Annotated in this window: 12 protein-coding genes and 1 other RNA gene; 4 read left to right on the forward strand and 9 right to left on the reverse strand. The window is 55.7% G+C overall.

Annotated features, from left to right (window positions below; translation table 11 throughout):
- Nucleotides 1-474: 474 nt before the first annotated feature.
- The 7 genes from Q7C20_RS03165 to Q7C20_RS03195 all read right to left on the reverse strand — a co-directional run bounded on the left by Q7C20_RS03165 (nucleotide 475) and on the right by Q7C20_RS03195 (nucleotide 10091).
- Nucleotides 475-1638, reverse strand: a complete 1164-nt coding sequence (locus tag Q7C20_RS03165) for a hypothetical protein (RefSeq protein WP_375065317.1) — start codon at nucleotides 1636-1638, stop codon at nucleotides 475-477.
- A 391-nt stretch (nucleotides 1639-2029) separates the two neighbouring features.
- Nucleotides 2030-2644, reverse strand: a complete 615-nt coding sequence (locus Q7C20_RS03170; RefSeq protein WP_375065319.1) for a hypothetical protein — start codon at nucleotides 2642-2644, stop codon at nucleotides 2030-2032.
- 513 nt (nucleotides 2645-3157) lie between these two features.
- Entirely contained in the window at nucleotides 3158-4414 is a 1257-nt protein-coding gene (locus tag Q7C20_RS03175) for an integrase domain-containing protein (protein ID WP_375065321.1), read from the reverse strand.
- Nucleotides 4415-4599: 185 nt separating this feature from the next.
- Nucleotides 4600-4996: a transfer-messenger RNA gene (gene ssrA, locus Q7C20_RS03180) on the reverse strand.
- A gap of 104 nt (nucleotides 4997-5100) precedes the next feature.
- A complete protein-coding gene (locus Q7C20_RS03185) occupies nucleotides 5101-5379 on the reverse strand; it encodes a hypothetical protein (RefSeq protein WP_375065324.1) in 279 nt (92 codons plus the stop codon).
- 136 nt (nucleotides 5380-5515) lie between these two features.
- Entirely contained in the window at nucleotides 5516-8326 is a 2811-nt protein-coding gene (locus Q7C20_RS03190) for an FAD-binding and (Fe-S)-binding domain-containing protein (RefSeq protein ID WP_375065326.1), read from the reverse strand.
- A gap of 70 nt (nucleotides 8327-8396) precedes the next feature.
- Complete coding sequence (locus Q7C20_RS03195) at nucleotides 8397-10091, reverse strand: lactate permease LctP family transporter (RefSeq protein ID WP_375065328.1); 1695 nt, start codon at nucleotides 10089-10091, stop codon at nucleotides 8397-8399.
- Between the two features lie 252 nt (nucleotides 10092-10343).
- Here Q7C20_RS03195 and Q7C20_RS03200 point away from each other — a divergent pair, with 252 nt between their 5' ends.
- A complete protein-coding gene (locus Q7C20_RS03200) occupies nucleotides 10344-11111 on the forward strand; it encodes an FCD domain-containing protein (protein WP_375065330.1) in 768 nt (255 codons plus the stop codon).
- Nucleotides 11112-11149: 38 nt separating this feature from the next.
- Here Q7C20_RS03200 and smpB read toward each other — a convergent pair whose 3' ends face one another.
- Nucleotides 11150-11632, reverse strand: a complete 483-nt coding sequence (gene smpB / locus Q7C20_RS03205; protein ID WP_003235073.1) for an SsrA-binding protein SmpB — start codon at nucleotides 11630-11632, stop codon at nucleotides 11150-11152.
- Between the two features lie 166 nt (nucleotides 11633-11798).
- On the opposite strand from smpB, the gene Q7C20_RS03210 reads away from it, so the two are divergent.
- Together Q7C20_RS03210 and Q7C20_RS03215 are read left to right on the forward strand one after the other, a co-directional pair.
- Nucleotides 11799-12233, forward strand: coding sequence for a type II toxin-antitoxin system RatA family toxin (locus tag Q7C20_RS03210; protein WP_348057047.1), 435 nt, complete (start codon nucleotides 11799-11801; stop codon nucleotides 12231-12233).
- Nucleotides 12226-12525, forward strand: a complete 300-nt coding sequence (locus tag Q7C20_RS03215) for an RnfH family protein (protein WP_375065334.1) — start codon at nucleotides 12226-12228, stop codon at nucleotides 12523-12525. Before Q7C20_RS03210 ends, Q7C20_RS03215 begins: the two co-directional genes overlap by 8 nt.
- 63 nt (nucleotides 12526-12588) lie before the next feature.
- Here the strand turns inward: Q7C20_RS03215 and Q7C20_RS03220 are convergent, their stop codons facing one another.
- A complete protein-coding gene (locus Q7C20_RS03220; protein ID WP_375065336.1) occupies nucleotides 12589-13116 on the reverse strand; it encodes an outer membrane protein assembly factor BamE in 528 nt (175 codons plus the stop codon).
- A gap of 98 nt (nucleotides 13117-13214) precedes the next feature.
- Here Q7C20_RS03220 and fur point away from each other — a divergent pair, with 98 nt between their 5' ends.
- Nucleotides 13215-13619, forward strand: a complete 405-nt coding sequence (fur, locus tag Q7C20_RS03225; protein ID WP_024077449.1) for a ferric iron uptake transcriptional regulator — start codon at nucleotides 13215-13217, stop codon at nucleotides 13617-13619.
- Nucleotides 13620-13650 lie beyond the last annotated feature (31 nt).

The following is a 13650-nucleotide window of genomic DNA, read 5'->3' on the forward strand; positions in this document are numbered from 1 at the left end:
AGGCGGCATCTCGATGCGCGTACCATTCCCCTGTGATGTCACCAGTGGAAGCCTCGAGACTTCGGCTCAATCCAGGCTTTTGTCTTATCGTCGGCCTGAATTACTCCGGCGGGTGTGCTGATGCTGCTTGGACTACATGCGGTACAAGGGCAGCACCCGCAATGGCGAGCGTGATTCGCCGAAATTGTACATTTCATTAGTCTTTTTATATGAATGGCCTACACAGGATAAAGTCAGGCGCTGCCCCATAGCTGCCGGTCAACACGGGCGTAAACCGCCAAGAATCAAAAGTTTGATCGAGCCAAGTAATAATCCATTTTAGCTTGGCTCAATATTGGGCCAGCCAGGCTAATCACATTCCATCCATCACTTCGATACGTAGATTGATAACCAGCGCAGGAGAATCCCGAGAGCGCTTGTGAAACACTACCTATTCATTACCGGTTGTGGCACTGAAGAACGATTGTGAGAGAGTTAGGTGATATTCACGCGATCGAATATTGCCCCGACTCCGTCACGGCTTTGAACAATCATTCGCTCGGCTGACCGGAGAGCACCACTCACAAATTCTCTACCCATTTCTATGTTGGTGGGAAGAATTAGCGCTGCACTAGATACCGGAGGTGCATCGTTGCTGTCCAGGTATAGAAAGGCCTCTCGAAGAATGTCTGCTCGGCAAAATGGCTGCATTATCCAAGCTCCCTCGCCACCGAGGTTGACGAATCTACTAATGCCTTTAAAGACTGCTCCCTGTCCGTCAATAACTTCAGCCTTAGCCAACGCCCAAGCTAGTTGCTTCTGAGCCCCTAAGCCATTGTCGTTGGCATTTATTAATTTGCTTGCAAGCGCGTTTAGACCAAGTAAGTAGAATGCGTTGGTGAAGTTTGTTTTTTGGACTGACTTTATCGCCAAACTGTCAGGGTTAATAGGAGCTTGCGGCATGGTGAGATGGGCACGTGGAGTGCGAAATCTGCCATATGCGGCGACTAGTCCAACTGCACGGGGGCGAACTAAAGTAGTTGCAATAATTCGACCCTCTGTTGGCATACCACCAAGCTTCAGCTTCACGTTTCTATTTGAGTAAATCTGTCGCTTCCACTCATTCTTTGCCAGCGTCCCAACGTCAGAAAATGGCCGTGCTGACCCCTTCGCATCTACAAGGCAAACGTCTCGTGCTGAGGCAAATATGAAATCTGGTGTTGCAGTGACTGAGGTTCCTGTAGAAGAGACGCAGTCCTCCCAATGCCCGCTCCAGGCGTAACCTAAACGTTGCATCTCCAGATAGGCAAGCGAAGCCCCGATGGTGCCTTTAATACTTGATCCGATAAAATCTTTTGTATTATCGAAGTTATGGTGAAGAAATAATTTATTTGATGGCAGCTTAACGCCACTAGATATCAGCGGAGCCAGATAACATAGACTCACACTCCCAAGCCCAAGACCCGCCAGCTGCCCTCGCAACCCGATCCTTTTACCCAATATGGAAGATCGCGTCGACGCATAGATAAAAAGCAACGGGTCTACAGCTAGAGACACCCCAGGCGGAGCAACTGGCTTATGCCAAACCGCATTTTTTTTCACGTGCTTCAAATTATGAAGCTCGTAAAACGGAATAACCTTACTCCCAGAAAACCACATAGATCCATCTCCAAATTATAAAGTCCCTGCGGAAGGTTAACTCTTCCTACGTTCCGTACACAGTCATCCTTCTCAGTTTTATCCGGTTGTTAGCTAATGGCCGATTTGTATCTGTAACGACAGGCGAGGATCTGCTATAAGCGGTCAGTCATGACTGACTGCTATCGACTCTCAAGCGCCGCTGGTGAAGAGCAGCTATAGCTCAAGAAGTGCCGGTCGCCGATATTGGCTACGGCATCTGGTTGAAATGTTCGTAGAGACGTTGATTAGCACCGCAAGACTAGGCAGAACTGCCTCAGTGGCTCTCCTTTCTGCGGGGCACCGAGGCGATGGAGCCCTCTATCATCAGGAGCTAATGTCAACGCACCACCATTAATACCAGAAGCATTATTTAACGGTGAGATATATAGTCTGAATATATGTCTCCAAGTTCGTGAAGCTGGTTGATCTTTTCACTAATAAGTTGGGATTGCTTTTCATCTAAAATCGACGCAGCCTGAAGGCCTAAGAGAAAGCCATTCAAGCTTGGCGAAGAAGCATCACGCCCCATTCGACTCTTAAATGATATAAGTAGACTATAGAAGCGTTTGACTGCCGCTGGATCGTGATTTTCGCTCAGATAGCCTTTGACCTCATCGAGGATTCCATTGGCCAAATCGTTGAATGCAGCTTCATAGCGTAACGCTTCAGCGCGCCGTTTTTCAATACTACTCGGACGCTCAGAATGCATTTCGTAAAGAGGAATTAATTCTTCACTAGGCAGGACTGCAGTTAGCCCATGAATAATGATGGATTTCTTCCATTCTTTTGGCAAATCTGGAAGATGGGCGTAGAAATCAATAACCCCTTCTGGATAAAATCGGAATGCCCCATTATTCTTGCCAACAACTCCTATATCTTTACCGTGCAATTTAACCCAACCATCTATGATCCTATAACCCTGAAGAGTCGGATGATCAAATAGATAAATTTTGTCCTTCTGCATTCCCATAAAATCTTCTTCCATACTGAAGGATGGCTTCGACCGCACTTGCAGAGACGCGACGTGCCAAAAAGTAAGAGTCCGTTGCGCCCTAACTCAATGCATACCAGAACGAGCAATTCTTATCAATCCCGTGCTCGATGACCTTACTCCTTGCGGGCGCACCGCCCCCATGCTCAAGAAGCGCACGTTTGACAAGGAGTATTCGAGAGATCCATAGGGCGCATCAGCTGCTTGATCGGTGATTCGCCCCAAGACTTCTAGATACTTCCAAGCGACTGCTTCCTACCCATCCCGGACCGTGTCTAAGGTCCGGGATGGGTAGGAAGCGGTCATTGATGGACGTCTGCTATTGGCCGAGGCTGTGTAAAAACGTTTTTGAGCGCGTCAGGTACTCCAAACCGGACTGGAAATCGCGTCTCTACGCGAAATCCACATCTGCAGACGTGCCGATAAATTTCAGATTTAACGCAGATGCGCACACTTCAATTTTGGCGAAGCGTTTTTACACACTCTGGGCCGATAGCTGCCTTTGGTTCAGCGTATCGAAACGACTTTTAAATCTCGTTTTTCTCTAATAGCTGACACTGAAAGGTTGCCGGTAGCAGCTTCCTGAATGTGGTCGCTCCACCAGGCCATCATTGGGCGTCTGCGCTCGATGTAGTCCGCTCGGTTATAGGCGCTTCGAACCTCATCTTTATCGACGTGGGCAAGCGCGACTTCTATCAATTCAGGATCCCAGCCCTGCTCGTTGAGGATGGTGCTCGCCATTGAGCGCATTCCATGACTCACGAGGCGCCCCTCGAAACCCATCCGCTTCAGCGCCATATTGGCTGTCTGGCTGTTGCAGTGAGTGCGTGGGTCTCTGTCAGCAGGGAATACAAACTCTCGATGGCCGCTGTAGGGTTTGATGGTCTCCAGCAGAGCAAGTGCGTGCGCGGTCAGCGGTATGGCGTGTGGGCGTCGCTTTTTCATGCGTTCGGCAGGGATCGTCCAGATCTTCCTTTCGAGGTCGATGTCAGCCCAGCAAGTTGTAGCGGCTTCCGCAGGGCGCGTCATGGTGTGAAGCTGCCATTCGATTAAGCAGCGGGTTGTCCTTTTGATGCTCGCGTTGGCGATTGCAATCATCAGTTCTGGCAGTTCTTCTGGTCGAAGAGCCGCCATGTTCTGCTTTTTCGGTTTCTTGAAAACGCCCCGGATGCCGCTGAGAGGATTGGCGAAGATCACCCCCGAGTTCACGCCATAGATCATGATTTCATTGAGCCTTTGAGTCAGTCGCTTCACTGTCTCCAAGCTGCCTTTCGCTTCCAAGGGGCGGAGCAATTCGATGACCATTGGCGCAGTGATTTGCGAGAGGGGTGTAGTTCCGAGCTTTGGAAATACGTGCAGGATGAGAGAGCGCCATATGTCTTCGGCATAGGCCGGTGTAACGACATCCTTCTTTAGCTCAAACCAAGTAGCAGCTACGTTCTCGAACGTGTGCTCAGTTGCTGCTTTTTTTGTTTGCGTCAACGCATTGCGTTGCTCTTTCGGGTCGATGGCTTGTGCAAGCAGTTCTCTGGCTTCGACCGTTTTCTTTCTTGCTTGCGCGAGAGAGAGCTCTGGGTAGGTGCCGAGTCCCATGTTGATACGATTCTTCGTTACCGGATGACGGTAGTTGAAGTTCCATAGTGTAGAGCCATTGATTCTCACTCGTAATTGAAGGCCGTCGCCATCGCTGAGGACGTAATCTTTATCTTTCGGCTTGATAGCTTTGAGCTGACGATCAGAGAGGCGGGTGGCTTGGGCGCACATGAGGTATTCCACGACATCGTTCGGTATTCCAAAAATTACCACTGCAGGGCTTGGAATACCATGTGGAATACCAATGGTTGTAGATTGTATCGGACGTCTTTGGACGCTGATGGCCCTGAAAGCCCCGTGTTTGCTGGATTTCAGGCACAAAAAAAGACGTCCGTGGACGTCTTTAGATGTTGAAGTGGTGGAGCCGGGGGGATTTGAACCCCCGTCCGCCAGTACTCCGCTGTCGGTACTACATGCGTAGCCGTTTCTATTAAGTTAACCCTCAGCGACCCGAAGGGCAGGGTGCTTTGGGCGAGTTGTGTAAGTTTTAGCCGCTTCGTCCACAACGTACTGCACGGCGATTCTGTTCTATATGACAATCACTTTGGGTTTACAGACATCCCCTGGTGATTGCTGGACCCGAAGGTACCAGAAGCTCAGGGCTAAGGCTGCTTACGCAGCGAGAGCGAATTCCTGGCCGTAGTTTTCGTCATTGGCAACTATAAGAAGTTGCAACAGTGGATTTACGAGTTCTGTTACCAACTCGGCATGCACCTAAAGTTTCGCGACCGGCGTCGAATCCTAAACGGCCCCGTGCTTGTAACTCGTTGTTTCTTAGTGAGTGACAAGCCTGTGCAGTGTACGCCAAACGGTTAGAGAAGGCCAACCCGAAGGTTGGCCCTGAGACGGCGACGGGTTTATTGGCCGCCTTTCTCGCTGTTCTGCATGTCTTGCAGGGCCTTGGAGGTCATCTCGATGCACTTCTTGTCATCGCCGGCGGCTTGAGCGGCCTTGGCTTGGGAGACAACGGTGTCGATTTCGCCTTTTTTGCCACTGGTATCAGCCGCCAGCAGAGCTTGGCCGTTGTTGATTTTGCCTAGGTTGATCTGACACAAGTCTTTGTCACCGGCAGCGAAAACAGGGGAGGCCAGCATCGCAGCGGTAATGAACAAGCCAGCAAGAGCGGAACGCTTCATAGGGTATCTCCTTGCGAAAAAGGGCTCGACATTGCTGGCGTTCAAGGCCTGCCAGCGACATCTCTGTTTAGCCTCGTTCGTCGAGGCCTATGCAGATGACTGCGCCGGCGCACAGGGGTTCTGTTTTTTTGCAGGTTTAATGCACGCGGGCCTGGGTGACGCGGTCCACGAGGTACACCAGGCCGTGGTAATCAATGCCGCCGTGCTGGCTCAGGCCGATCTCGCACGTGCGGCTGGTTGAGATGCCTTCACTGCAGTGCTGCACGGCGTTTTTGAGGGTGCGCAGTGAATGGGCATTGAGTTGCGGGGTGGTGAAACCTTTGTCGCCGGCGAAGCCGCAACAGTGGATGCCTTCGGGGATCACCACGGTTTTCGAGCAGCGCCTTGCGAGGTCGATCAAGGCCTGGCTTTCGCCGAGGTGTTGGGTGCTGCAGGTGACGTGCACCGCAATCGGCGCTTTTTGCGGGGTGAAGTCGAGGCGGTCCATCAGGTGGGTGCGGATGAAACGCACTGGGTCGTAAAGGTCGAGGCGCGTTTCGCCGAGGTCTTGCACCAGTCGCAGGGTGCACGGACTGGTGTCGCAATAGATGGGGTCGAGCCCGCCACGGCTGGCATGGAGCAGGGCGCCGATCAGTTCCTGGCGTTTGAGTTCGGCTTGTTCGGCGTAGCCTTTAGAGGCGAACGGTTGGCCGCAGCATAGGCTGTCCTGATTGTCGGGAAACACGACTTGGTAACCGGCTTTTTCCAGCAGGCCACGGGTTTTGTCGTACAGCGACATTTGCTCTTTATCACCGGCTGCCGGGCCCATGGCGCGTGAGACGCAGGCTGCCAGGTAGACCACGCGCGGTCGCCCATCAGTGACGACGGGACTGAAACGTATGGCTTTTTCCGGTTGCGGCATGGCGCTGGTCCACTGCGGGATTTGGCCCTTGGACAGCTGCGTGACTTTTGCCGACAGCTTCGCCAGACGCGGCGCGCCCAACAGCATGCGTGCGCCATTGGCGACGTGCAGCGTAAAGCGCGCGCCTTGCAGTGCGGTAGCGAAATGGCTGGCGAGCCAATCGGCTGTTTTCGTATGGTCGGCTTCACGGCTGCGCAGCTTTTTCACCAGGTCGCCGGTATTAATGCCTACAGGGCAGCGCTGGGCGCACAGCCCGGTGGCGGCGCAGGTGTCGATACCTTGGTAGTGATAAGCCGCCTCCAGTTCGGTGGTGTCGATACCCGCGCGTTTTTTCGCCTGGATATCGCGCCAGATCACGATGCGTTGACGCGGGCTCAAGGTCAGGCCTTTCGAGGGGCAGACCGGCTCGCAGAAACCGCACTCGATGCACTTATCCACAAGCTCGTCAGCGGCGGGCAGTGGTTTCAGGTGTTTGAGGTGAATTTGGGGATCGTCGCTGAGCACCACGTCAGGGTTGAGGATGCCGTTCGGGTCGAGCAGGCGTTTGAGTTGCCACATCAATTGATAGGCATCGCTGCCCCATTCCAGCTCGACAAAGGGCGCCATATTGCGGCCCGTGCCGTGCTCGGCTTTAAGCGAGCCGCCGAATTCTACTGCCACCAGTTGCGCCACGTCGTCCATGAACGCCTGATAGCGTGCGACTTCTTCGCTGTTGTTGAAGCCTTGGGTGAAGACGAAGTGCAGATTGCCTTCCAGGGCGTGTCCGAAAAGGATCGCTTCGTCGTAGTGATGTTTGTCAAACAGCTCGATCAAGCGGTTCACGCCGATGGCCAGTTGCTCAACCGGGAAGGTCACGTCTTCGATGATCACTGTGGTGCCGGTTTTGCGCACGGCGCCGACGGCGGGGAAGGTGTCTTTGCGGATCGCCCACAGGCGCGCGTTTTCCACGGGGTCTTCGGTGAAGTCGACCTGTTTCTCCACCGGGAAGGGCGCCAGGGACGCCATGATCAGCGCGAGTTGCTCATGCAGTAACGACGGCGACGCCGCGCGGGATTCGATCAGCAGTGCGCAGGCATTTTCCGATAGCTGCTGTACGAAAGCGGGCATGCCGGGTTTATTCTGCACCGAGCGCATGCTGCGTCGGTCGAGCAGTTCAACGGCGGAGACCGGTTGGGTTTTCAGCACCGTCACCGCGTTGCAGCAGGTGTCGACATCCGGAAACACAATCAGCGCCGAAGCTTTGTTTGGGTGATCAATCACGGTGTCGTAGGTCACTGCGCTGATGAAGCCCAGTGTGCCTTCGGAGCCCACCAGCAAGTGGCTGAGAATATCCAGCGGCTCATCGAAATCCACCAAGGCATTGAGTGACAAGCCGGTGGTATTTTTCAGACGGTATTTGTGGCGGATCTTTGCAGCCAACTCAGCGTTTGCCCGCGTCTCGCGGCCCAGCGTCGCCAGGCTTTCCAGCAGCGCGCCGTGGGTTTTGCGAAAAGCTGTGATGCTGGCGGCGTCTTCGGTGTCCAGGCGGCTGCCGTCGGCCAGGACCAATCGAATACCTGCCAGCGTGTGGTAGGTGTTTTGCGCCGTACCGCAGCACATGCCGCTGGCATTGTTGGCGACGATACCGCCGATCTTGCAAGCGTTGATCGACGCCGGGTCTGGCCCGATCTTGCGCCCGAATGGCGCCAGCCACGCATTCGCATGTGCGCCGATCACGCCGGGTTGCAGGCGGATCTGCGTGCCTTGCCCGCGAATCTCGCGGCCGTTCCAGTTATCGCCCAGCACAATAAGCACCGAATCGCTGATGGCCTGCCCGGACAAGCTGGTGCCTGCTGCGCGGAAGGTCACCGGTACGCGATCACGCTGGGCCAGTTGCAGCAGCGCCACAACTTCGTCTTCCGACTCCACACGAATTACCAGCTGTGGGATCAGCCTGTAAAAACTGGCGTCGGTGCCGAAAGCGAGGGTGGAAAGTGGATCGTCGAAGCGACGATCTTTCGGGATCAGTTGTGCGACGTCGCTCAGAAAAGCAGCAGGCAGGCTCATCGGTCCTCCAGAAATAGCAGACGCCGGACTCGGTGTCCGGCGTCGATTCTTACCCTATTACGTGCAGGTCTCAGTGCACCAGCATACCGGTGAACAGGTAGGCCTGCGCCAGCGTGATCAACCCGACGATCGTGGCAAAAAACAGGCTGTGTTTGAGGGTAAAGCGGAACAGGTCGGACTCTTTGCCCACCAAGCCGGTGGCGGCGCAGGCCACGGCGATCGATTGCGGCGAGATCATCTTCCCCGTCACGCCGCCGCTGGTATTGGCTGCCACCAGCAGAACGTCATTGACGCCAATCTGGTGCGCGGTGGTGGCTTGCAGTGAGCTGAACAGGGCGTTGGACGAGGTGTCGGAGCCTGTCAGAAAAACTCCCAGCCAGCCGAGGAAGGGGGAGAAAAATGGGAACGCTGCGCCGGTGCCGGCCAATACCAGCGCCATGGTCGAGGACATGCCGGAGTAGTTGGTGACGAAGGCGAATGCCAGCACCATGCCGATGGACAGGATCGGCCAGCGCAACTCGTAAAAGGTTTCTTTTAAAGTGGTCAGACCAGTTTTTATGTCGATTTTCAATACCAGCATTGAGACCAGTGCGGAGAAGAAAATCGCGGTACCGGTGGCTGAGATCGGGTCCAGTTTGAACACGGCCGAAATAGCGGTCGGTTGGGTGACGATCGGTGCAACCTTGATCACCATCTGATCCAGGTGCGGGATTGCGAAGTTGAACACCCAGTTGTACATCGCGCCGCCCGTGGCGAACATTGCCTTGAAGGGCTTGAGGGTCCAGATCGTGACCAGCATGGTGAGAATCAAAAACGGCGACCAGGCTTTAAAGATTTGTCCCAGGCTGTAAGGCGACGCGACTGTTTGGCGCGGCAGGCCGAAGCCGCCAGCGCTGGCGGTGATCGTTGTGCCGCCGGTAGCGCCGGCAATTTGTGCGCCCGCGGTGCGCTTGGGTTGCCAGACTTTCAGGAACAGGGTCAGCGAGATGAGGCTGGCCAGCGCCGAGGTGATGTCCGGCAGTTCCGGGCCGATGAAGTTGGAGGTGAAGTATTGGGTGACGGCAAAGCTCAGGCCTGCGACCAGCGCCGCCGGCCAGGTTTCGCGAACGCCGCGCAGACCATCCATCATGAACACCAGCCAGAACGGCACGAACAGCGACAGCAGCGGCAGTTGGCGGCCGGTCATGGCGCCGATCTTGAACGCATCAATGCCAGTGACTTGGCCCGCCACGATGATCGGAATGCCCAGCGCGCCGAAGGCGACCGGCGCGGTGTTGGCAATCAGGCACAGGCCGGCGGCGTACAGCGGGTTGAAGCCCAGACCGACCAGCAGCGCGGCGGTGATCGCCACGGGCGCACCGAAACCGGCGGCACCCTCAAGGAAGGCGCCGAAGCAGAAGCCAATCAACAGCACTTGCAAACGCTGGTCGTCGGTGATCGACAGCACCGAGCTGCGGATGATTTCGAACTGGCCGCTTTTGACGGTGAGTTTGTAGAGAAAGACGGCGGCGACGATGATCCAGGCAATCGGCCACAGGCCGTAGGCAAAACCATAACCGGCGGCGGCGAGCGCCATGTCCACGGGCATCTGGAATGCAAAGATTGCCACCAGAATCGACAACCCCAGGGTAATGCTGCCGGCAACATGGCCTTTGAGGCGAAACACAGCCAGGGCGAGGAAGAAGAATACGATCGGAATAACGGCGGCCAATGCGGACAGGCCGAGGCTGCCGAGAGGGCTGTAAAGCTGTTGCCAGGTTTGCATGGTGGGGTGGCCCCTGATTGTTGTTGTTTAGGCAGCTTGGATAATTGGTAATACCAATTTACAGTCGCGGTCGGCTAGAGTAAAAGCCTCGGTAGGGGTGTGTCAATTTGCCGCCCGCGAAACTTTCGTCGTAGGCGTATGGGTGAGGTGTGCTGATCAGCTAAATCGCGGGCGTTCTGATAGGTGCCGCAAGCGCGGCGATAGGCCAGAATAGAGGGCCCGGCGAGGGGTCGGGATTGTGGAGAGCGAGTTATGGGGTTTGATCAGGTGCGTCAGCGCCGTTTGTCTGACGATATTGTCGAGCAGCTTGAGGGCATGATCCTTGAGGGCACGCTGAAGTCGGGCGAACGCTTGCCGGCCGAGCGCGCGCTGGCTGAGCAGTTTGGCGTGTCGCGCCCGTCGTTGCGCGAGGCGATCCAGAAGCTGGCGGCCAAGGGGCTGTTGGTCAGTCGCCAGGGCGGCGGTAACTATGTGGCGGACTCATTGGGATCAACCTTCAGTGACCCGCTGCTGCACCTGTTGGAAAATAACCCCGAGGCCCAGCGTGATCTGCTGGAGTTTCGCCAGACCCTCGAAGCCTCGTGTGCTTATTACGCCGCGCTGCGTGCAACCGAAGTCGATCGTGAGCGGCTGACGGCGGCGTTTGAGGCGTTGCAGGATTGCTATACGCGTTCCGATGAGGTCAGTCGCGTCGAGGAGGGGGCGGCGGACGCGAGGTTTCACTTGGCCATTGCGGAGGCCAGCCATAACGCGGTGTTGCTGCACACTATTCGCGGGCTGTTCGATTTGCTCAAGCGTAACGTGGTGACCAATATCGGCGGCATGTACCAGCAGCGTACGGAAACCCGTGACATGCTGATCGGTCAGCATCGGGATCTGTACCTGGCGATTATTGAGGGGCGGGCCGAGCAGGCGCGTGAGGTCTCAACACGTCATCTGCTGTATGTGCAGGAAGTGCTGGAAGAGGTGCGTCAAGAAGTTCAGCGCGTGGCGCGGGCGGAGCGGCGCAAAGGCATGTAGCCCTGGGTGCTTGACCCAAGGCTACACCGACACAAGGATTAGTCTTCCTTGCCTTTGTTGCGCACGGCGCGGTGCAGCTCGCGATTGGAATCGCGTTCGCGTTCGGTGTCGCGCTTGTCGTATTCCTTCTTGCCCTTGCCCAGCGCGATCTCGCACTTGACCAGGTGCTTGCTCCAGTACCAGGACAGGCAGATGCAGGCATAGCCTTTCTGCTGTACGGCCGCCGCGAGTTTTTCGAGTTCTCGGGCGTTGAGCAAGAGCTTGCGCGTGCGCACCGGGTCGGCAATCACGTGGGTGCTCGCAGTGGTCAGCGGGGTGATATGACTGCCCAGCAGCCATGCCTCGCCATCTTTGAGCAGTACGTAGCTGTCGACCAGTTGGAGCTTGCTGGCGCGTAGACTTTTTACTTCCCAGCCGGCCAGGACCAGACCAGCCTCGAACCGATGTTCGATGAAGTAATCGTGTCGCGCCTTTTTATTTTGCGCGATGGTCCCTGTAGGGTGTTTCTTTTGTTTAGCCATAGGGGCGGCATTATAGGGAGTTGCGAGCGTGTCGGCTACGGTCAACCTGCGTGCTTGAGCGTGTTGATCGAATCCCGGACAATACGGGCAGTTCTTTGGTTTTTTTCTCTCGCGGATCCGGCTGTTTTTTCGCGATGTTTGCCTCAGCAGTGGAAGTAGCGCTTACATGACGACGCATATTCAACGTTCGGCTTTATTGCCCTATCCGGCGCAGGCGCTCTATGACCTGGTAAACGACGTGGCGCGCTATCCGGAATTTCTGCCGTGGTGCTCGACCGCCGAAGTGCTGGAGAGCAGTGATGAGCAGATGGTTGCGAGTGTCGGAGTGGCCAAGGCTGGTCTTAGCCAGCACTTTGTCACGCGCAATATTCTGGTGCCCGGCAAATCCATTGAGATGAATCTGGAAGAAGGGCCGTTCACTCAGCTGCATGGTGTATGGGTGTTCAAAGCGTTGACGGAGAAGGCCTGCAAGATCAGCCTGGATCTGTCTTTCGAGTACGCGGGGCCGATTGTGCGGGCGACGTTGGGGCCTTTGTTCAATCAGGCGGCGAATACGCTGGTGGATGCGTTTTGCCAGCGCGCCAAACAACTGCATGGTTGAGATTGAAGTGGTGTACGCCGCCGAAGATCGCCAGGTGTTATTGGCGGTGGTCGTGCCATCAGGCACGAGTGTGAGGTCGGCGGTGCGGCTGTCTGGAATGGCGGCGCAATTCCCGCAGTTGGCGCTGTCTGAGTGCGCTCTGGGAATATTTGGCAAGGTGGTAGCGGACCCTGAGGTGCGCGCTGTGCAATCGGGCGACCGCATCGAGATTTATCGCCCCTTGCTGGCCGACCCGAAAGAGGTGCGCAGGCTGCGAGCGGCCAAGGCTGCGCTGGCCAAACAGAACTCGTAAGCCAGCCAATCTGCAGGCAACAAAAAGCCCGGCATGCCGGGCTTTTTGCTGAGCGCCGCAAACTTACTGCGGGCTGGTGTCCAGAGGCTGTGGCGACGGGACTGGAACGGTCTCCACGCCATCGACGTCCTTCTGGATCGTGTCCAGCAAGGAGCCTGGCTTGGCCGGCACCTCGGACTTCGGTTGTTCGGCTTCCTGCGCTGGAGCCGGCACGGTGGTGCCGTTGTCTTTGCCCAGCAGCGCTTCATCACGGCTTACACCGGGCATGAAGTCACCGGACAGGCTGACAAGCTGGTCGTTGCCATTAAAAATGACGCTGACGCGCTCCTGTTGGCGTTCACCGCCACCAGGCTGGATGCTGTAGAGATAATCCCAGCGATCGGCATGGAAAGTGTCGGTCAGCAGGGGATTGCCCATAATAAACCGTACTTGCCGTCGGGTCATTCCCGGGCGTAACTGGTCTATCATGTCCTGCGTGACGACATTGCCCTGCTGGATGTCGATTTTGTAAACCCCGGGGAATGAACAACCGGCGAGTGCGAGCAGTCCCACAAAGGTGAAACTGGTTAGCAAGAGCTTGGTGTTTTGCATCGGTGGGCGACTTCCACTATCTTGGCTGGGACAACGTAAACGCCGATCATACCCGTATTAAGAGAAGCTGCGAAGCAGCATCCGCGAGAAAGCTAACCATGGTTGAAAATAGCGAACTACGCAAAGCCGGTCTTAAAGTGACTCTGCCACGAGTCAAGATTCTACAAATGCTCGATTCTGCTGAGCAGCGCCACATGAGTGCCGAGGATGTTTACAAGGCGCTGATGGAGTCTAACGAGGACGTTGGCCTGGCTACCGTTTACCGTGTGCTGACCCAGTTTGAAGCCGCAGGGCTGGTGGTTCGTCATAATTTCGACGGCGGTCATGCAGTGTTCGAATTGGCCGACGGTGGTCATCACGATCATATGGTTGACCTGGATACCAATGAGGTTATCGAGTTCACCAGCCCGGAAATCGAGAAGCTCCAGAAGGCGATCGCCGAAGAGCACGGTTTCGATTTGGTGGACCATAATCTGGTGCTGTACATCCGTAAGAAAAAGTAAAAACGACGCAGATTTGCTCTGCGAAACGCAC

The sequence above is a fragment of the Pseudomonas sp. AMR01 genome (genome assembly GCF_041946035.1).
Lineage (GTDB): Bacteria > Pseudomonadota > Gammaproteobacteria > Pseudomonadales > Pseudomonadaceae > Aquipseudomonas > Aquipseudomonas antarctica_B.

Bases quoted from the DNA above. Each gene is read 5' to 3' on its own strand.
- smpB (WP_003235073.1), bottom strand. From the start codon at position 11,632: ATGGCTAAACAAAAGAAACACCCTACAGGGACCATCGCGCAAAATAAA.
- Q7C20_RS03195 (WP_375065328.1), bottom strand. From the start codon at position 10,091: ATGCAAACCTGGCAACAGCTTTACAGCCCTCTCGGCAGCCTCGGCCTG.
- Q7C20_RS03200 (WP_375065330.1), top strand. From the start codon at position 10,344: ATGGGGTTTGATCAGGTGCGTCAGCGCCGTTTGTCTGACGATATTGTC.
- fur (WP_024077449.1), top strand. From the start codon at position 13,215: ATGGTTGAAAATAGCGAACTACGCAAAGCCGGTCTTAAAGTGACTCTG.
- Q7C20_RS03175 (WP_375065321.1), bottom strand. From the start codon at position 4,414: ATGTGCGCCCAAGCCACCCGCCTCTCTGATCGTCAGCTCAAAGCTATC.
- Q7C20_RS03210 (WP_348057047.1), top strand. From the start codon at position 11,799: ATGACGACGCATATTCAACGTTCGGCTTTATTGCCCTATCCGGCGCAG.
- Q7C20_RS03215 (WP_375065334.1), top strand. From the start codon at position 12,226: ATGGTTGAGATTGAAGTGGTGTACGCCGCCGAAGATCGCCAGGTGTTA.
- Q7C20_RS03220 (WP_375065336.1), bottom strand. From the start codon at position 13,116: ATGCAAAACACCAAGCTCTTGCTAACCAGTTTCACCTTTGTGGGACTG.
- Q7C20_RS03185 (WP_375065324.1), bottom strand. From the start codon at position 5,379: ATGAAGCGTTCCGCTCTTGCTGGCTTGTTCATTACCGCTGCGATGCTG.
- Q7C20_RS03170 (WP_375065319.1), bottom strand. From the start codon at position 2,644: ATGGAAGAAGATTTTATGGGAATGCAGAAGGACAAAATTTATCTATTT.
- Q7C20_RS03165 (WP_375065317.1), bottom strand. From the start codon at position 1,638: ATGTGGTTTTCTGGGAGTAAGGTTATTCCGTTTTACGAGCTTCATAAT.
- Q7C20_RS03190 (WP_375065326.1), bottom strand. From the start codon at position 8,326: ATGAGCCTGCCTGCTGCTTTTCTGAGCGACGTCGCACAACTGATCCCG.